The following is a 19611-nucleotide window of genomic DNA, read 5'->3' as shown; positions in this document are numbered from 1 at the left end:
CCAATGCTACATACACGAAACTAAGTGAAGCTTGCATAAAACTAACTTCCTGTTTGTCAGCCAAAAAAGCTGCTCATTTGAGCAGCTTTTTAATATTTTTTAATTTTCCTGCATAAGGAGGGAAGACGAGTCCAAGCTCAAACTTGGTGCTTTTCTTCAATATACTCTTCTGATGCGAGAACAGATCAAAGCTGTATTTGCCATGATAGGCTCCTACACCTGAGCTGCCAACACCGCCAAATGGCAAATAGGGATTAGAGACGTGCATAATCGTATCGTTAATACAGCCGCCGCCGAAGGAAACACGGCTCATAACCTCATCCTCCAGCGCTTTATTCTCTGTAAATAAGTAAAGGGAAAGCGGCTTTGGATGGGCGTTAATCATTCGAATGGCCTCATGGTTATCTCGGTACTCCATGACAGGCAAAATAGGGCCAAATAATTCTTCTGACATCGCCGCGCTATCCCATGAAACACCATCCAGTATTGTCGGTTCGATAAAGAGGTCTGCGCGGTCTGTGTCTCCTCCATAAACGATGCTGGCTTTGTCTTGCTCCAGAATGGAAGCAAGCCTGTCAAATTGACGTTGATTAATGATTCGACCATAATCTTTGTTGCTTTGTATAGAAGATCCATAGAAGGATTGGATGACTTCCTTCATTTTTGCGACCAGCTTTTCTTTAATATCCTGATGAGCCAGCACATAATCGGGTGARATACAGGTTTGGCCGGTATTCATTAATTTGCCCCAGATAATCCGCTTGGCAGCGATCTCGAGATTAGCGGTAGAATCTACAATGACAGGGCTTTTTCCTCCGAGCTCAAGCGTGACAGGCACAAGGTTTTTGGCAGCCGCCTCCATAACGATTTTGCCCACCGCGATGCTGCCTGTGAAAAAAATATAATCAACCGGCGCGTGGATGAGCAATGAGGTCGTTTCCTTCTCCCCCTCCATGACTTTAATGTAGGTGGGATCAAAGGTTTCATTTATGATTTTACTTATTAAAGCTGAAACATGAGGCGAGCTTTCGGATGGTTTGAGAATGGCACAATTGCCTGCGGCAATGGCTCCGATAAGCGGCTCGATGACAAGCTGGAATGGATAGTTGAAGGGACCAATTATTAAAGCTGTGCCGTAGGGCTCCTTCATAATACGGCTGGAAGATGGAAACAGATAAATCGGTGTTTTCACCTTCTGCGGCTTCATCCACTTTTTGAGATGCTTAATGACATGTCGAATGCTATTGGTTACGATTATAATTTCTGTCATATGGGTCTCTAGTTCGCTTTTGCGAAGGTCTTGGTAAAGCGCCTCGACGATTTCCTGCTCATGACGCTGTATGGCTTGCAGCAATCGTTGCAATTGATTCAGCTTAAAGCGCAGCTCCTTGGTCTGGCCTTGTTCGAAAAATGTTTTTTGCTCTAGCACAATCTGTTCAATATCTTCTGCTCTTAATGAACTCATTCCGCAACCCTCCTTACCTATCCACATATTAACAGGTAATGAAACGAACTTCCACTTGGATATTGAGTTAGCGATCTCATTTTTTTTGCATATTAACACACAAAGAAAAACAGGGTACCCGTCCTCTGAAAATCAAAGAGGGATATCCTGTTTAGATGGTATTAAAGTGCTTCTTTAATGATCTTTTTGTAATAAGAGACGGAAAGAATTCCGAATATGGAGTAAAGGATGGTATATAGCAGCATGACTATAATCATCGGAGTTAAAAGCTCTGTTCCAAAGAAAAACCATCCGGATTTGACTGCAAAGTAGCTGTGAAGCAGCCCAACCACTAAGGGAATGCCAAAGTTGAACATTTGTTTTATTTTTATGCCCCTTAACAAATCAGCCCTTGTGAAGCCGAGCTTTCGAAGGATGGTATAGTTCGGCTTTTCCTCTTCGCTTTCTCCCATCTGCTTAAAATAGAGAATATTGCCGGATGTGATAAGAAAGGTTAATCCAAGGAAAGCAACGATAAACATAATCAAGCCCATCGTTTGTTTTTGCTGGTTGCTTGTATTAAGCTGAGAATCATTTCTGTTGTGCTCAGAGAACTTCATCTCATTGAATAGCTGAGTCGCTTCTTTTAGATCAGAACGATCTTTCATATTAATTCCGATATGCAGGGTAGAGTGTTTCTGAATAGCCGGATCAAGATGATTATTTAAGCGCTCAAAAACAGAATCATCGACGATAACTACAGGCAATCCGCCGCTTTTAAACCACCAAGAGACGATGGGCTGCTCCTTAAGTCCGATATATTGTTGTGGAATACTTTGAGTAGGATTCACTAGCTGTACAGGCCCTGAGTCCTTCAAAGACATGAATTGTTTGAGCATGCTGCTGTAACCAGAGAGATAGACCTCGTCTTGAGACAGTTTAATACCGTCAACAGATTTTTCGCTGACAACGGGCAAGGTCATAATACCCGTAGCCCCATTCACGCTTACCACTTCAAGATTGTTATTCATAATACTCTTCAAATTGACGTCTACCTGAATGACAGGAATCATTTTTTCGGTATGCGCCAGCTTGTTTTTGTTTAGCGCTTCTTTAAACTGCTCCGCGTCCTGAACGTTCATAAATGCAAAATGTTCGGGAACATTGTTTTTGGCTGTTTTTTCGGCAGAGTAATAAGAGATATAGCTTAAGGACAATAAGCCGATAGCAAGCGCCGACACGGTCGTAATGATGGTGAGCAGCAGCGCATTTGATTTCATCCGGAACATAATAGACGAGAGAGATAAGGTTTCATTTATGTTAAGGTAACCGTTTTTCTGCTTTCGGATCACGTTGAAAATAAAGCTGACCGATCCTTTATAGAAAAGGAAAGTTCCAAGGATAACCGAGCCGAGTATGCCGATCATGGCAGCAAAGAGCGCGGTCATCGTCACAAATTTACCTCCGAACAGTTCGGAAGAAATATAATAGCCAAGGGAAATGAGCAGCAGTCCGGCAATGCCGATTAGCATTTCCAGAATAGACACTCTTCTTGCTTTGCCTTCTGTGACGGAATTCACTCTAAACAGCGATAATATCGTTTGTTTTTTTATAAATAAATAATTCATCAACATAATCAGAAGATAAATAACTAAAAAAATAATTATAGTTTGCTTGAATGCTTGGGTGGAGAAATGGAGCTCTGCGGCCACCTCAACACCGATCGTTTTAAATAAAATCATAATAATTAATTTGGACACAGAGAAACCGACCAGAACCCCCAGCAGGATGGAGCCGAAATAAAGAAAAAAGTTTTCCAGCGTCAGAATGCGGAAAATTTTGTTTTTGGTCATTCCGATAAGCTGAAATAAGCCGATTTCCTTGCTGCGCCTTTTAATAAAGATGGTATTGGCGTACAGCAGAAAAATAGAAACGATTCCAACAAGCAAATAAGAAGCAGTCTTAATGGCGGCAGCCCCTTTAACAGAGCCTTTCGCCTCATCCATGGCAGGATCAAACTGCAGGGTGACAAAGGCGAAATAAAGAGCAGCGCTAAACACGAGAGCAAACACATAGAGATAATAATTTTTTAGATTCTTTTTTAGATTGCGGAAAATGAGTTGATTAATGCTCATGGTGCACCCCGCTTAGTACACTTTGTGTTGCCATAATATCGTTGAAGAATTTTTGCCGCGTTTGTTCTCCCTTATAAAGCTGAGAATAGATTTGTCCATCCTTGATGAAGATGACTCTGCTGCAATAGCTGGCAGCTACCGGATCGTGAGTGACCATGGCGATTGTAGCTTGTCTTTTTTGATTTAAACCACTCAGCTTGTTCAGTAAATCAGAGGCGGATTTGGAATCAAGGGCACCTGTCGGTTCGTCAGCGAAAATAATGCTTGGCTCATGAATGAAGGCTCTTGCAGCGGATGTACGTTGCTTTTGACCGCCAGATATTTCATTGGGATACTTATTGCGGAGCTCATAAATGCCAAGCTCGGTCGCTACCGCCTGAAATTTACGCTCGGCTTCTTTTTTTGGCGTCTTCGTAATTGACAGCGGCAATAAAATGTTTTCTTTGACCGTTAGCGTGTCTAACAAATTGTATTCCTGAAAAATAAAGCCTAAACGATTTTTACGAAATTCAGCCAATTGTTTTTCTTTTAACCCAGAAATAACTTTCCCTTCGATTTTAATCGAGCCGCTGCTAATGTGGTCAATCGATGAAAGCACGTTAAGCAAGGTTGTTTTTCCTGAGCCGGATGCGCCCATGATGCTGACGAATTCCCCTTTTTCAATGCTAATATCAAGCCCGCATAATACTTCCTGCTTATTGAATTTATTTCCATAAATTTTATGAATTTTGGTTGCTTCCAGAATGAACATGTGATTAACACTCTCCCTAGGTCTATTACTTGTATTGTAAATCGAATGTCCGATTAGTTCCTTCGAATGACCGAACAAATAATAGAAGCATGTGACAATGTTGTCACATGCTTGTGATACGAACGAATTCATTTCGTTGCGGGAAAGTTAAGGTGAACGCTGTTCCTGCTCCAAGCTCAGATTTGACATGGACACGGATCAACAGCGATTGAGCTGCTTTTTGAGCTAAATACAATCCCATGCCTGTTGCGGCGCTGTCTTGGTGCATCGTCGTCGATGTAAAGCCTTTATCGAAAATGCGAGGCAGATCCTTCGGGTCGATGCCGCGTCCATTATCAATAATTTCGAGGATAGTCTGCTGATTCCGCTGATAGCTCTTGATCACGATATCAGATGGCGGGCTATATTTTACAGCGTTGGTTAAAATCTGTCTGATGATAAAGGAAAGCCATTTCGCATCGCTCAGCGCTTTCGGTTCATCCAATTGAATATCAAAGCCTATCCCCTTCTGGATACACCATGATTGCAGCGTCTTGATTTCATCGAAGATGATCGTTTCCAAATCGGTGTTTTCGATATAGATATCATTTTCAATAAACGGTATGCGTCTCTGATGGAGCTGCTGGTCGAGCAGGAGGTGAATTCGCAGCCATTCATACGTCAAATGCGTTTTCATTCCTTCATCCTGTATACGGTCTATCATGAGACGCATCGCGGTTAGCGGCGTTTTTACCTCGTGTATCCAAGATAACAGCTCATCCTTCTCATGCTCCAAAATCATCCGATTGTTCATTGCAGCGTGCTTCAGCAGTTCCGCTTGATTCGTCATGCTTTTTTCGATCACTTTCTCAAACGGGCTCTCCGGCTCAGCCATGCTCGTAGTATCCAGGCTGATGTCTCGCTCCTCTAAGCTTCTGATGAACCTTGTTTCTTTATGATACCGGATGACGAAATGGATGATAAAAATAATCGAAGATAAATAAAAGAGATAGATCATCGATTGCAGGGGAATCGTTGAATCTACATAAGCACAAACAAGAATCAGCAGCTGCAAAATAATAAACAACAGAATCCAGCTGCGCCGTTCCACTATATATTTTCTAATCATAATCATGCGCCTCTTCAACAGCCATATAGCCTTGTCCAATTTTCGTTTCAACAAAACGGCCCAGTTCAATTTCATCGAGCCTTTTGCGCAGCCGGTTCACATTCACAGTAAGCGTGTTGTCACTGACAAACCTTTTATCATCCCATAAGCTATTAATCAATTCTTCTCGGCTAACAATCTTATTTTTACGGTCAATGAGCATTTTTAAAATAAAGATCTCATTTTTGGTAAGCTCAATGGAGCCTTTATGATTGGAGACCAGATTTTTCTCATAATCAACCGTTGCGTCGCACCAGGTTTTAAGCTCGATATGTTCGGTATTGTAATTGTATACCCGCCGAAGAATAGCTTGTATTTTGACGATGAGCACATCGAAGTGAAAGGGCTTTTGTATATAATCATCCGCTCCAAGCTGCATAGACATGACGATGTCCGTCGGGTGGTCTCGCGAGGATAGGAAGATGATCGGGACGTTGGAGTGGGAACGTATCATTCTGCACCAATGAAATCCATCGAATTTTGGAAGCTGAATATCGATGATCACGAGGTCCGGCTTAATCGCGGTAAATTGCTGAATCACTTTCTCAAAGTCCGATATGCCATGTACCTCATATGACCACTGGGATAATCGGTCTTTTATCTCGTTAAATAACGTTGTGTCATCTTCAATTAACAATAGTTTAAACATAGAGTCACCGCTTTTTTAAAAGTTTATTACTATGAATTGTATAGGAAAATCCCTATGTATGCCATAAATGGCACGGAACAAAGTGCTGAATAGAGAGAGGGGATGAGAAAAGAAGGTTGTGCAACATTTTGTGCAAACGTTGTCATTTCAGGAGAAAAAGGTGAATTTCCGTGTCGAAATAGGTAAAAGGTGAGAAAAACAATTGACAGCGCTTTATTTTGAGTATTAATATGGGAATCAGCAAACGCTTTCATTGCGCTTTTATGACTGGAACAGCTGTTGTAGAAGAAGCGGTTAAAAAGTTTGCATTAATTATGTTATTTGTGCAAACGCTTGCATAAAATCTATAGCTGTTTAGACAGAAGTCAGGGGGTGTTGTTTTAACGAACTTTGGTGTAGTCAGAAGGTGCGAGTTGATGATTGAAAGGTGCAATGATCATAATTTGAGGAGGTTCATCCAAATGGGCTTTGCTTTAAAACGAAAGAAAATGATGTCTATCATGCTTATTGCAGCTATGATCTGGTCGATAGTGGGCGCAATACCGCTACATACGAACGCCGCGGCACCAACTCAGGTTGTTCTTGTCGGCGACTTGCAGAAGGGGCTCGGTAACAGCGAGAATTGGGACCCGAAAGCCGAGGTAACCAAGATGAGCGATAGCGGCAGCGGTTATTATACGTTTAAGGCTACGCTGCCAGCAGGCACATATGAATATAAAGTTGCTCTAAATGGAGGCTGGTTGGAAAGCTATGGCTTTGGTAATTACACGAATCCAAGCGGTGTGGATAGCGGCGGCAATATTAAGCTGACACTCTCCGAAGAGAAAGAAGTGACTTTTTATTATAACCACGATACACATAAAATTGCGGATTCTACCTATTACACCCAGGTAGCCAGCGACAAGCTGCCTCGGATTGTTGGGACTTTGCAGGTTCCGCTAGGGGAACCAAGTAACTGGGCACCAGAATCGGCGCTATCTGTTTTGACTGATACCGATCTGGATGGCGTCTACACGATAACGAAAGATGTACCCAAAGGGGATTACAAATTCAAAATCGTGCTTGGATCGACTTGGGATGACCAGACGTATCCAAAGGATGATCAATTGCTTAGTCTTCCTGCCGATCTTCCAGTAACGTTTAAATATAATGCGAATACAGAAGTAGTATCAGCAGATTTCAAAGCGCCAGTTGAACCGAGTCCGAGTCCAGATCCGGTTGACCCGAACCTCGATCCGATTCCGGCTAACCACCTGCGCATTCATTACAATCGGGCAGATGCTCTTTATGAGAATCAAGGAATATGGACATGGGAGCAGGTTGCCGCTCCTTCAACAGGCTGGCCGGGTGGCGCAACAGCTTTTCCAGCAGATAAGATAGACAGCTATGGTGCTTATGTTGATATTCCGATAGCTGTGAATGCCAAAAAAGTGGGCTTCCTTATCGTTAATCGATTAGATGGAGCTAAGGATGGCGGCGATAAAGCGGTAGCGATAAGCTCCCCTGCAGTAAATGAAATTTGGATTAAGGAGAACTCCGATAAAGTATCTTATTTCGAGCCGGTAGAGCTCCCAGCTAATACCGTTCGTATTCACTATGTAAGAGACGATAAAAAACAGAGTGCTTACGGTTTATGGCTGTGGGATCAGGTGGCAACTCCTTCGACAGGCTGGCCAACGGGCGCATCCGCTTTTACAGAGGAACAGGTTGACCGTTATGGCAGCTATGTCGATATTCCACTTCAAGAGAACGCGCAAAAAATTAGTTTTATTGTCGTTAATCGCACCTTGGGCGATGCGGATAAGGATGGAGGCAATCGCTCCTTCAGTCTTGTAAATCGTTACAATCAGCTCTGGATCAAGAAGGGAGATAATAATGTATACGTGTCCCCTTACTGGGAACTGCCTACAGCCCTTGAGTCCGCAGAGATCTTATCCGAGAGCAAACTCCTTCTCGGATTCACGATGACCGACGGTCTCGCAGCAGAGGAATTGAAAAATGCGATCACTATTACGGATAAGAACGGTACAGCTGTATCGATTAATCAAGTGGTGTTGAATGCTGATAAAAAAACAGCTATGGTCTCGGCCAACATTCAGCTGGATCAAACGCCTCTGAACGTAACTTATCAAGGGAGAACCGTATCCGCAGCTGCAGGCTGGAGAATGCTTGATGAGCTTTACAACTACGAAGGAAATGATCTTGGGGCTAGCTATCATTCTGGCAGCGTCGTTCTGAAGCTGTGGGCGCCAAAAGCAAGCTCAGTCGTAGCCAATGTCTATGATAAAGCCGATTCCACTAAGCTAGTTGGCAGTGCTAGTTTGACGAAAGGCGACAAAGGCGTTTGGACGGCAGCTATCGCGCCAACTGATCTCACAGGTCAAGACATAACCGATCTGAAGGGGTATTTTTATCAATATGAAGTGACGAATGATGGGGTTACGAAACAAGTACTCGACCCGTACGCGAAATCGATGGCGGAGTTTAGAGTGAATACGAAAGGTGAAACCGGTCCAGATGGCGATGCAGTTGGCAAAGCGGCAATCGTTGATCTAGGTGCGACTGATCCTGCCGCAGACTATGATTTTGCCAAAATTGACGGCTATGAGAAACGAGAGGACGCGATTATTTGGGAGGCGCATATTAGAGACTTTACGTCCGATCCATCCGTAGCTGATGATCTTAATGCGAGATGGGGCTCTTATAACGCGTTCAAGGATAAGCTGTCTTATATTAAATCATTAGGCGTTACTCATATTCAGCTGCTTCCAGTTATGGCTTGGTATTATGGCGACGAAGCTCAGATGGGAACAAGAGAACTGGAATACTCTGCACAAAACAACGAATACAACTGGGGTTATGATCCGCATAGCTACTTCTCACCGGATGGCGCTTATTCGGAGGATGCGGCAGATCCCGAGCTGAGAGTAAAGGAATTAAAAGGACTCATTGATGCGATTCATGATGAAGGTATGGGGGTTGTCCTTGATGTCGTCTACACCCATATGGCCAAAGCAAGCTTCTTAAACGATATCGTACCTAATTACTACGCATTCCAAGATGCAAATGGTAACAACATCGGCGGATTCGGCAACAACCTTGCTACCTCTCACAAAATGGCGGAGAAGCTAATGGTTGATTCGGTTAAGTACTGGTTTGATGAATATAAAATCGACGGCATGCGCTGGGATATGATGGGCGACGCTACCTATGATTCCGTGCAGAATGCTTACGATGCAGCAGCGAGTATTAATCCGAATGCCTTGTTTATCGGTGAAGGCTGGGTAACGTTCGGGGGCGATGCTTCTGATCCTGCTTTGAAGGGCAAAGGCGCAGACCAAAAATGGATGGATAAAACAGACAGCGTAGGCGTTTTCTCCGATGAGATTCGTAATGAATTGAAATCCGGTTTCGGCTCGGAGGGCGAGCCAAGATTTATAACAGGTGGAGCAAGAAGCGTGGCGACGATCCTGAATAATATCAAGGGGCAGCCAAGCAACACGCCTGCTGATGACCCGGGAGACATGGTGCAGTATATTGAAGCCCATGACAACTTGCCGCTGTATGATGTTATTGCCCAGTCGATTAAGAAAGACCCGGCTATAGCGGCTAATGATCTGGAAATTCATAAACGGATACGTCTGGGCAATTTGCTCATTCTAACCTCTCAAGGTACGGCTTTCCTTCATGCTGGTCAAGAATATGGCAGAACGAAGCAGTGGCTTGGGGCAGGAGTGCCGGAGCAGAAATACCACGAGCTGAAAGATGCAGCCGGAACCTCATTTGGTTATTTCATTCATGATTCCTATGATTCCTCCGATGCAATCAATAAATTTGACTGGCAGAAGGCGACGAATGCTGAGCAATATCCAGTCAATCATGTAACGAAGGAGTACACAGCAGGACTAATTGAACTTCGGAAACATACGGATGCCTTCCGTTTAGGCGAAAAGGACCTCGTTGATTCCAATGTCACGCTCATTCCTGCGAAGGAAATGAAAGATAACGATCTTGTGATTGGCTACAAAAATAAAGCAACAGACGGCACCGGCAATTATTATGTATTTATGAATGCTGATCGTACAGCAAGAACGCTAACGTTATCAGAGGATTTAACTACAGGCACAGTGCTAGTAGATAATGATGAAGCGGGGATTTCGGCGGTTTCTGTGCCATCCGGCTTTGAGCTGACAGCGAGCTCGATTATGCTTGAGCCGTTGACCGCAGTCATTATTAAGATGGAAGCGGCAGCGCCTGTGCTGAACGCGCTTGAGCTGGATAACGCTAACTATCCTTTGCAGGTTGGAACGACCCATCAAACGGTAGTTTATGCGAAATACAGCGACGGCAGCAAAAGAAAAGTAACGAGCGGTGTTGTATATTCTTCGAATAAGCCCGATATTGCTTCTGTAACAACAGGAGGCCTTGTTAAGGCAAACAGCTTAGGAAATGCAACGATCACAGCTACGTATAACGGAATATCCGTGAGCGCTGTAGTTGCTGTAAAAACGGAATCAATCAAACGGTATGTCCAAATCAACTACATTCGTCCGGATAAAAACTATCAGGACTGGAATATGTGGATATGGAACACCGGTGTGAAAAATGATCAAATCAACTTTGATAAAATCGAAAATGGCATTGCAACAGTCATGCTTGAAATTTCGCAGGATGCGACCAATGTGGGCTTCGTGCTTCGTAAAGGAACAGACTGGAACACGGCGAAGCAGGATATACCAGACGATCGCGTGATTCCGATCTCGCCAGGGGCTGCTTTTACGAAAGTAAATATAACGAGTATGGTAAATCAGCTGGGTATTTTGCCAACTATCACCGGACCAGTTCTAAAAGATGGTGGCATTACCTTCCTGTACCGGGATGATGCTCTATTTGAAAAAGGACGCTCAAGTGATTTGACCGGGGTTAAGGTAAAGGTGAATGGTGCAGAGCATGAAATGGTTTATGATGCTGCGAAGGAGTGGTTTACTTATTCACTTGCAAATGTAGAAGGCGGCACAAACGAATATACCTTCCTTGTGAAGAAGAAAGACGAAGCAACCGTTGAAATAACCGATCCCAAAAATACGACCAATGGCAAATCAGTCATTACGTATCGGAAGCCTGTCGTAACGATGACGACATCGGTTCATCCAGCTGCGATTTCGTATAATGAAAGCGCGGTGCTCAAATTACAGGCATCAGCATCAGAAGAAGTCGTATTTACTGAAGGGTATATGGATTTAACGGCAGTAGGTGGATTAGCTAAAGTGCCTTTCGACACCAAGCTGTTTGCACAAACGATTGCCGTGAAAGACACAGTTACAGCGGGAGTAAAAGAAATACCCGTTACACTCATCGATGAGTACGGCAACAAGCACACGCATACAGCCACAATAACGGTAAAAGCTAGAACCTTTGCTGGCAATCTCGACTTTGATTGGGATGAGGCGCGTATCTATTTCGCGCTAACTGATCGGTTTGCGGATGGGGATTGGGCCAATAATGCGGATGTAGATAAAGATCACCTTGAAGCCTACCACGGCGGTGATTTCCAAGGCATGATCGACAAGCTGGATTATTTGCAGGAGCTGGGCATTAATACGCTGTGGATCACTCCGATTGTCGATAATATCGATTTCAACAAAGGCGTAGATTTTAACACCAAGCAGTACGGCTATCATGGCTACTGGGCTAAAGATTTCACGAAGCTTGATGAGCATCTGGGTGATATGGATACGTTTAAGGAACTAATTAACAAAGCTCACGACAAGGGCATCAAAATTATGGTCGACGTGGTGCTTAACCATACCGGCTACGGCTTAAAAGCTGAGGATAACCGTCCAGGCATTACGCCGGAGGACAAAGCTCGCTTTGAAGGGATGCTCAGAACAAATAGCGTTCAAGCCAGCACCAATCCAATTGAAGGAGAACTGGATGGTTTGCCGGACTTCAAGACAGAGGACCCTGCCGTTCGTGAGAAAATGATTGAATGGCAAGCAGGCTGGCTGGAGCGTGCTAGAACGGATCGCGGCGACACGATTGATTTCTTCCGCGTGGATACAGTGAAGCATGTAGAGAGCACAACGTGGAAAGCGTTCAAAAATGCGTTGACGACTATCGATCCAAGCTTCAAGCTGATCGGTGAAAATTTTGGCGCTTCAATCGACGGTGACGGCGGCATGCTGCGCAGCGGCCAAATGGACAGCTTGCTCGATTTTAGCTTTAATGACAGAGCCAAAGATTTTACAGATGGGAAGATTGATGCTGTCGATGCTTATCTAGCAGACCGGGAAACGAAGCTGGATAACACAGCAATGATGGGGCAGTTCCTAAGCAGCCACGATGAGGATGGTTTCCTGTCTGAGTTTGTGAAAGGAGACAAAGGCAAGCTGAAAATCGCAGCAGCCCTTCAAATCACGGCGAAAGGCCAGCCCGTCATTTATTACGGCGAGGAGCTTGGCCGCTCAGGTCCTAATGCTCGTGACTTGAAAGCAGGCTTGTTAAGCGAAAACCGTTCAGATATGCCATGGGATCAATTGACGGCAGAACAAGCACTGCATGATCATTACGAGAAGCTGCTCAATATTCGGGCGAAGTTCTCGAAGGTTTATTCGAAAGGCTTGCGTACCAAGCTTGCTGGATCGGATACACTAGCCTATTTAGCATTTAATAAACAATTTAACGGCGTAAATATTGTAACGATCATTAACACAGCCGTGGAGAGCAAGTCGGTTACGCTGGAAGTTCCTTTCGCAGTTGGAGCTAAGGCAAAGGATGAGTACAGCGGAACGGTTTACACGGTGAAGGATAATGGACAGGTGACGGTTGAAGTGCCGGGCAGAAACGAAGGCGGAACGGTTATTTTGAGTGAGGTAGCGGATAATGTTCCAACACCTACGACGCCGATTACACCACAGCCAGCTGATGTCCAAGTGATTGATAATGACATCTTGCGCAGCGGCAAGGATGGTAAAGTGTCGGTACAATTTGTCGATGGAAAACATTCGGTACAATTGCCGCTTGATGCAGCAGCAGTACTGGCAGGCAATAACTTGGAGCTGAAGGCAGCTGGCATTACAATGACGCTGTCAAATGAACTATTGGCTTCTATTAAAGGACTTGTGTCTGTGAGTGAAGCGGACGGGGCTCGTATCGTATTCGAGGCAAAACCGTTGAATACTGCAGATGCGGACGCTTTGGTTGACCGAACTCAGGATGTTCAAGCTAAGCTGAAAGCGGGCTCTCTGGTTTATGATTTCAACTTAAGCATCGTAACGAAGGCTGGAAAAGTGATTCCGGTTACGAAGTTTGAGAAGCCAATCCTACTCAGCTTCCAGCTTAACCCGAACGCAAACCAAGACATCGTTGGTATCTATTATGTGAGTGATGCTGGCAAGCTGGAATACATCGGTGGCACGCTTAAGGTTGAGATGATTACGGCTGAGGTATTCCATTTCAGTAAATATGCAGTTCTTGAGTACGATAAATCATTTACGGATGTGCCAGCTAGTCACTGGGCTAACGCAGCGATTAAATCACTGGCTGCGAAGCACATTGTTTCGGGCATTAATGAGAAGCAGTTTGCACCGCAAGCTAACGTAACGAGAGCAGAATTTGCAGCTATGCTTATCCGTGCTCTTGGAGTGAAAGCTGAAGGCACGGCAAGCTATAGCGATGTAGAAGTGGGCAAATGGTATTCCGCTTATGTGGCGACAGCTAGCAAGCTAGGCATTATAAAAGGCCGCAGCAACTCGGCGTTTGCACCAAATGAAACGATAAGCCGCGAGGAAATGGCTGTCATGATCATGCGAGCGTATGAGGTTAGAAAGGGAGCGGCTGCAGCTTCGGCGGCAGAGGAAACAACATTCACTGACAGCAGCCAAATTAGCAAATGGGCGGAAGCATCGGTTGCGGCTGCTGCTAAGCTRGGGCTCGTTCAAGGCAGAGCAAACGAAACATTTGCGCCGAAAGGGAAAATGACACGTGCAGAAAGTGCACAGGTCATCTATAAGCTTTTAGGGAAATAAGCATTTCTTTAATGTAAGGGTTAGAAAGTTGGCAAATCATTATGTCTAACATGATGTAGTTGCTGAAACAGACAAAAGCCGGGCTTCTCCTTCTGGAGACCCGGCTTTTGTTGGCGTTGTTGTATTGCCGAGTTAAGCAATCAATATCTTTACATCGTGACTTGTATTACAGTATACTGTAACTAATACAGTCAACTGTAACTAAATTGATCGTCGATAATTTGAAATGAGGTGAAAAGATGGACACATTCACAGCGAAACAAGTTTCGGAAATTCTCCAGCAGGAAGATCCTGAGATGAATTTGAGAACCGTCAGGTATTATACCCAGATCGGGATCGTTCCCCCGTTAGAGCTTGTTGGGAACAAAAGAGTTTATACGAGCAGCCACATTAGTTACTTTCGTGCGATTCTGACGTTAATCCATAGCGGAGATACGCTGGCTGCTATCCAAGAAAAGCTGAAGGAGCTCTCTATAGATGAGATTTCCAAAATAGGCGAGAATCTTCAGCTTTATCGCTCCAAAAAAATGCTAACCAACGATACCCATGTCATTAATGATGATGTCATTCTTTCGATGAGCCCACGAATTTCGGCGGAACTCCGAGTGAAAATGGTAGAGACGATCTCTCAAATGCTGAAGGGAGAAGTGAAGTGATGATTCAAACTAGGTTCACCAAATCAATTATGGAAAATGAAGAAGGCATGAAACATCTTTGGCTTCAGCTTTCTCCAATCCGTGATGCGGATGATGTTCGTGTTCAGCTTACGCTGCCAAGCGGCATTCATCGGCTACACAATTTGAGCGGATATGAGGAGACGGATATTCAGGAGATCGTCGTATCTAATCCGATGATAATAAATAACATGATCGTTGAGCTATTTACGACAAGCCCAGTATCGTGCGGAGTGAAGACTATCATTGTTGCGATCACTTATAATGAAAAAGAAAAACCTATTCGAATTGAACATGAAGTGCCATTAAGGATCGTATCTGAGGATGAAATGGACGGCTTGGTCGTTGATGAAGAAGCCGCAGCGTTTATGAAAGAACATCTGTCTCTGAAGAAATCTAATGAGCCATCTGAATATGAATTTATTGATCATTCCCAAACAAAAATCATTAGGATTGAATCGAGTGAATATGCCGATTGGGAGAAAAAATACCGAATTGAAGGGCTTGCACCACGTTAGGCATCCAAAATAATTAATGAGATAAACATTAATTAATCATACGTGTTCTGCCGAGCCAATACGGTTTCTTCAGCTCCGCCTTGTTCAGCTTCCCGACGGACGTTCTTGGGAGAGAGGCAACGATTTCCAATCGCGTTGGAATTTTAAATGGAGCAATCTGCTCATGGCAAAATATTTTTAGATCAGTTAAAGTCAGCTCTGCATCGCCCTTAAGGGACACCACCGCAGTTACTTCTTCGCCATCCACTAATAAGGGCGTTCCAATTACAGCAACCTCACGAATAGAAGGATGCTTGCTAAGTGCCTCCTCTACTTCTGAGCAGTAAACATTTGCACCGTCAACAATAATGATATCTTTTTTTCGATCCATGAGATACAAATAACCATCCTCATCAAACCTGCCTAAGTCACCCGTATAGAGCCACCCATCCTTCAGGGCATGGTTTGTTTCCACTGGATTATTCCAGTAGCCAAGCATGATTTGCTCTCCTTTGCATAAAATTTCGCCAGTTTCTCCTTGTTTAACATCTTGGCCGAGCTCGTCAATAATACGAATTTGAAATGCTTTTTGCCCCCAATACGGCATGTTGGCTGGACTGCCAACGGATATTAATCGATTTAGCTTTCCTTCATGGAAACATTGGTTTATGTTTAAAAAACTAATAAATTGTCCGCTTTCTGTTTGAGAATATACTTCAGTAATTTGTGCATTCGGAAAAATAGTTAACGCTTGATGAAATACATTTTCGCTGATGGGCGCGCCGCCGCAAGAGATGCCTTCGATGGATTGCAGGCTGCGGGATTTGATATTTTCCATAAGGACAATATCTCGAAATAATAGCCCCACAGTACCCAAAAACTTAATTTGACCCCGTTCTATGATATCAACAATTTCTTCAGCTCGAACGGGATATTCATTCAGATAGATGAGGCAGCCGCCTTCAAATAAGGTCGTCCACAAAACAAACTGGCCGGTTAAATGGGCTTGATTCATCACGATCGATTTTTTAGAAGCGTTATGCCCGCCGCCCCTCTCTAGGTTCATAAAGGACCAATTGCGAATATGGCGGTGAGAATGCATGACACCTTTGGATCGTCCCGTCGTACCGCCTGTATAAATAATAAGCGCCACATCATCTGGTTCAGCTTCATGCCATTCCATGAGAGCGGGACAATGAACCATAAAGGACTGCAATGATAGGGGGGACTGATCTAAGGTGCATGAAATGAAATGCGCAATTGGCAGTGAAGATAAGGCTTCTAATAGCTGAGATTGTTCGGAGCTGTAGACTAGCGCAGTGGGAGCAGCATCTTGAACAATATTTTTGATTTCATTTGCGGCTAACCCGGGAAAAATCGTTACAGGAATGGCACCAATGGCAACCGCAGCAAGTTCGGCGATAGCAAGCTGCGGTGATGGAGAACTAATCATTGCGATTCGTTCACCTGGCTTGATTGCGAGATTATGAAATCCTTGAGCGACACGGTTAACCTTATTAAATAACTGTTCATAAGTAAGGGTTTCATTCTTATCCTTCATTGCTTTTTTTGTTGGGTGCATCTGAGCAGTCTTCGGCAATATTTTGGAAAGCAGCATATCATAACCTCCCTAATTAAAATAAGAGCAATAAAACCTATGAATTTACTGTACTATTCAACCGTAACAGGAAGAAGCTGGGGCAGCAAATTGATTTTCCTTATGGAAAAATAATGTTTTTTTTATAAAATGACCAACCGATTGATTGGTGCAGCTACTTATATACCATACGACTGCCAAAGGAGGTGCCGCATGACAGCAAATATCCTGATCGATGAATCGCTTCTGCAAAGCTATTCGAGAAAGATATTCGGCTTTGCTCTCTCGAAAACGGGACATGAACAAAATGCAAAGGATTTGTCCCAAGAAATATGGTTAGCGCTCTATCGCTCGCTTCAGACAGGCAAGCAGGTGGACAACATGGACGCATGGGTTCACACGATCTGCTGCTTCACATGGAGCAATTATTTGGCGAAGGAAAAACGGCATTGGAACCATGCAAATATCGATTATATATCATCCCTAGAGAACGGAAACAGTGAGCTTTTTACGGCGGATATGGAAGAGCTGCTGGAAAATATGCGCATTGAAATCGCTTATTTGTCTCGTCTCCATCGTGACATTACGATTCAATATTATTATGAGAGGCAGAGTATCGAGCAAATCGCGAAGCATTTGCAGATTGCGGCAGGGACGGTGAAGTGGCATCTCTTTGAAGTGCGTAAAAAGCTGAAGGAGGCAATAAAAATGGAGCAAGCTGCTGATCGATTAAGTTATAAACCGGTGAGGATGATGGTTGGCCACTGTGGAACTCCAGGTCCAAATAATGAGCCCAATTGTTATTTCAATGCCATGCTAACATCGAATATCTGTGTTGCAATTTATGAAAAACCTTTGACCATTGAAGAGATCGCGCGCAAAATTGGGGCTGCCAGTGCCTATGTCGAAGATGAGCTTCAGAAGCTGGAGAAATCGGATTTAGTGCGGCAAGTAGGCAAAGGGAAGTACCAGACGAACTTTATTATTGAGACGATGAGAAGCTTGTCTGCGGAAACGAGTTATTTTAAATCGAAAGCCGAAGAGCTGGCGGAAGAAATTTACGCATGTGTAGCGGGAAAACTGGAAGAAATACGCACTTTAGATTTTCATGGGACGCATTTGAACGAAACGTTCCTTCTATGGGCTTTCATCCCTTATGCTATTTGGACGCAGTATTATCAAGTGAAAGAAGAAGCCTATTATGTGCAATATCAGCCGGATGAAAAAAAAGATGGTGGGAAATATATTGTGACTGCTTCTATTCATTATAGCGATGAGGAGTATCGGAGCAGTTTGCCTAACCATGAGATTGTTCGCAAATATGCAACGAACGGCATTAAAACGCGCAACAGCCATTACCATGGCGGGCTTCAGATGGAATCGTGGTGGTCGGGTATGACGTGGAGAGACTTTAACGCGCCCGATCTGGATGACTTATCAAGGGTCGTAGAGCTTATAGAGAGCGGAGCTTCACACTCGGAATATGATCGGATCATAATTAGCAGACTCGTCGAAAAGGGTTTTGTATCCATGGAGAGCGGCAAGCTTGAATGTTTGGTTCCATACTTTAATGCCTCCCAGCATAAAGCGCTGAAACGTATATTGGATCAAGCATTTCATGAGAACAACTTCAAAAAGAAAGTAGATCAAATCTATGAGGATATGATATCCGTATGCAGAAAGGATGCGCCATCATTTATATCGGATAAAGAGATTGTGTACAAAGCAATGAATGATGGGATGACGCTTGTTTTTGCGGTAATGGAGTATTTGGAGCGCAAACATTTTTTGGCAGTTCCTGCCGATACCGAGAAAAAACGACTTACTACAATGGTTTGGCAATTTCCTTCCAGCAATCAGTAGTTGATTAAAACAAAAGAGGCTGTTCCAAAAGTAGAGTATTCTACTTATGGAACAGCCTCTTGTTAAGACGGATAATAAATGACCATACTGATTCTCACAATACAATCACCTGAATTGTGATAGACATGGGGAGTATCGGCTGTAAAACGTATGGAATCGCCCGTTTTCACTGTATATTCTTCATTATTTACACGAACGGTAAGCTCACCCTCAAACACGGTTAAAAACTCCTGTGTACCTTCTCTATGTGATTCAGAACTCAAATAAGCGCCTATTTCCATATCAACGGAATACATTTCAAATCGTCTGCCTTCTTCAAAGGGGAAAAACGGATAAAGCAGAAATCTACCGTTATCTTCCGTTAGTGTTTGTATTTCATTTTTGCGAACGATGACTGTATCGGATTGCGGCTCGTTAATGAGGGAAGTGAATGAAACTTTTAAACCATTAGCTATTTTCCAAACGGTTCCAATAGTAGGGTTGGATTCGCCGCGTTCGATTTGTCCTAACATCGTTTTGCTGACCCCTGTCATTTCTGCTACCTTATCAAGACTAAGCTTTTGTAGCTCCCGCAGGTGTTTTAGGTTATTGGCAAGTACATAATTGATGTCTTCCAAAATAATTAGCCTCCTCGATTGTGCTATATAGCGTTCGTATTGTATAATCATAACGTACATGCGTTAAAGAGTACATCTTGTTCAAGTATAGCACACGAGAGGCGGATTTAAATAATGGCTTTAGCTCCTTTTTTGATTTATGTTATTGTGAATACATTTACGCCAGGGCCAAATAATATCATGGCGATGTCTAATGCGAGCCGATATGGA

Annotated in this window: 11 protein-coding genes; 4 read left to right on the top strand and 7 right to left on the bottom strand. The window is 43.7% G+C overall.

Translation table 11 applies throughout. The features are described from left to right. Positions 1 to 73 precede the first annotated feature (73 nt). The 5 genes from AC1DSE_RS00740 to AC1DSE_RS00720 form a co-directional block, all read right to left on the bottom strand. A complete protein-coding gene (locus tag AC1DSE_RS00740; RefSeq protein WP_441878625.1) occupies positions 74 to 1492 on the bottom strand; it encodes an aldehyde dehydrogenase in 1419 nt (472 codons plus the stop codon). Positions 1493 to 1626: 134 nt separating this feature from the next. Next, positions 1627 to 3579, bottom strand: a complete 1953-nt coding sequence (locus AC1DSE_RS00735) for an FtsX-like permease family protein (RefSeq protein WP_441878623.1) — start codon at positions 3577 to 3579, stop codon at positions 1627 to 1629. After that, positions 3569 to 4330 carry an ABC transporter ATP-binding protein gene (locus AC1DSE_RS00730; protein WP_441908051.1) on the bottom strand — a complete coding sequence of 254 codons (762 nt, stop codon included), beginning with the start codon at positions 4328 to 4330 and terminating at the stop codon, positions 3569 to 3571. Before AC1DSE_RS00730 ends, AC1DSE_RS00735 begins: the two co-directional genes overlap by 11 nt. 103 nt (positions 4331 to 4433) lie before the next feature. Beyond that, on the bottom strand, positions 4434 to 5438 hold the full coding sequence (locus tag AC1DSE_RS00725; RefSeq protein WP_441878619.1) for an ATP-binding protein: 1005 nt from the start codon (positions 5436 to 5438) through the stop codon (positions 4434 to 4436). After that, a complete protein-coding gene (locus AC1DSE_RS00720) occupies positions 5431 to 6126 on the bottom strand; it encodes a response regulator (RefSeq protein ID WP_477510816.1) in 696 nt (231 codons plus the stop codon). The genes AC1DSE_RS00725 and AC1DSE_RS00720 overlap by 8 nt, the downstream gene beginning before the upstream one ends. 461 nt (positions 6127 to 6587) lie before the next feature. Between AC1DSE_RS00720 and AC1DSE_RS00715 the strand changes: the two genes are divergently transcribed. From AC1DSE_RS00715 to AC1DSE_RS00705, 3 genes are all read left to right on the top strand, one after another. Beyond that, on the top strand, positions 6588 to 14153 hold the full coding sequence (locus AC1DSE_RS00715; RefSeq protein WP_477510815.1) for a pullulanase: 7566 nt from the start codon (positions 6588 to 6590) through the stop codon (positions 14151 to 14153). A gap of 239 nt (positions 14154 to 14392) precedes the next feature. After that, positions 14393 to 14809 (top strand): MerR family transcriptional regulator, encoded by a 417-nt coding sequence (locus AC1DSE_RS00710; RefSeq protein WP_477510814.1) that lies wholly within the window; start codon positions 14393 to 14395, stop codon positions 14807 to 14809. Next, complete coding sequence (locus AC1DSE_RS00705) at positions 14809 to 15345, top strand: hypothetical protein (RefSeq protein WP_477510813.1); 537 nt, start codon at positions 14809 to 14811, stop codon at positions 15343 to 15345. Before AC1DSE_RS00710 ends, AC1DSE_RS00705 begins: the two co-directional genes overlap by 1 nt. A 28-nt stretch (positions 15346 to 15373) precedes the next feature. Here the strand turns inward: AC1DSE_RS00705 and AC1DSE_RS00700 are convergent, their stop codons facing one another. Continuing rightward, complete coding sequence (locus AC1DSE_RS00700) at positions 15374 to 16942, bottom strand: class I adenylate-forming enzyme family protein (RefSeq protein WP_477510812.1); 1569 nt, start codon at positions 16940 to 16942, stop codon at positions 15374 to 15376. A 192-nt stretch (positions 16943 to 17134) separates the two neighbouring features. On the opposite strand from AC1DSE_RS00700, the gene AC1DSE_RS00695 reads away from it, so the two are divergent. Continuing rightward, positions 17135 to 18784: a sigma-70 family RNA polymerase sigma factor gene (locus AC1DSE_RS00695; RefSeq protein ID WP_477510811.1), complete on the top strand. Its 1650-nt coding sequence runs from the start codon at positions 17135 to 17137 to the stop codon at positions 18782 to 18784. Between the two features lie 62 nt (positions 18785 to 18846). Here the strand turns inward: AC1DSE_RS00695 and AC1DSE_RS00690 are convergent, their stop codons facing one another. Next, positions 18847 to 19452 (bottom strand): helix-turn-helix domain-containing protein, encoded by a 606-nt coding sequence (locus AC1DSE_RS00690; RefSeq protein WP_441878874.1) that lies wholly within the window; start codon positions 19450 to 19452, stop codon positions 18847 to 18849. Positions 19453 to 19611: the final 159 nt, after the last annotated feature.

The sequence above is a fragment of the Paenibacillus sp. 01L418 genome (genome assembly GCF_056400045.1).
Note: the sequence above shows the minus strand (reverse complement) of the source record. Positions and strands in the feature narration are given on the sequence as shown.

What these genes read in the sequence shown, in the direction of transcription:
- AC1DSE_RS00735 (WP_441878623.1), bottom strand. Translation starts at nt 3,579, where the DNA reads ATGAGCATTAATCAACTCATTTTCCGCAATCTAAAAAAGAATCTAAAA.
- AC1DSE_RS00730 (WP_441908051.1), bottom strand. Translation starts at nt 4,330, where the DNA reads ATGTTCATTCTGGAAGCAACCAAAATTCATAAAATTTATGGAAATAAA.
- AC1DSE_RS00725 (WP_441878619.1), bottom strand. Translation starts at nt 5,438, where the DNA reads ATGATTAGAAAATATATAGTGGAACGGCGCAGCTGGATTCTGTTGTTT.
- AC1DSE_RS00720 (WP_477510816.1), bottom strand. Translation starts at nt 6,126, where the DNA reads ATGTTTAAACTATTGTTAATTGAAGATGACACAACGTTATTTAACGAG.
- AC1DSE_RS00710 (WP_477510814.1), top strand. Translation starts at nt 14,393, where the DNA reads ATGGACACATTCACAGCGAAACAAGTTTCGGAAATTCTCCAGCAGGAA.
- AC1DSE_RS00705 (WP_477510813.1), top strand. Translation starts at nt 14,809, where the DNA reads ATGATTCAAACTAGGTTCACCAAATCAATTATGGAAAATGAAGAAGGC.
- AC1DSE_RS00700 (WP_477510812.1), bottom strand. Translation starts at nt 16,942, where the DNA reads ATGCTGCTTTCCAAAATATTGCCGAAGACTGCTCAGATGCACCCAACA.
- AC1DSE_RS00695 (WP_477510811.1), top strand. Translation starts at nt 17,135, where the DNA reads ATGACAGCAAATATCCTGATCGATGAATCGCTTCTGCAAAGCTATTCG.
- AC1DSE_RS00690 (WP_441878874.1), bottom strand. Translation starts at nt 19,452, where the DNA reads ATGATTATACAATACGAACGCTATATAGCACAATCGAGGAGGCTAATT.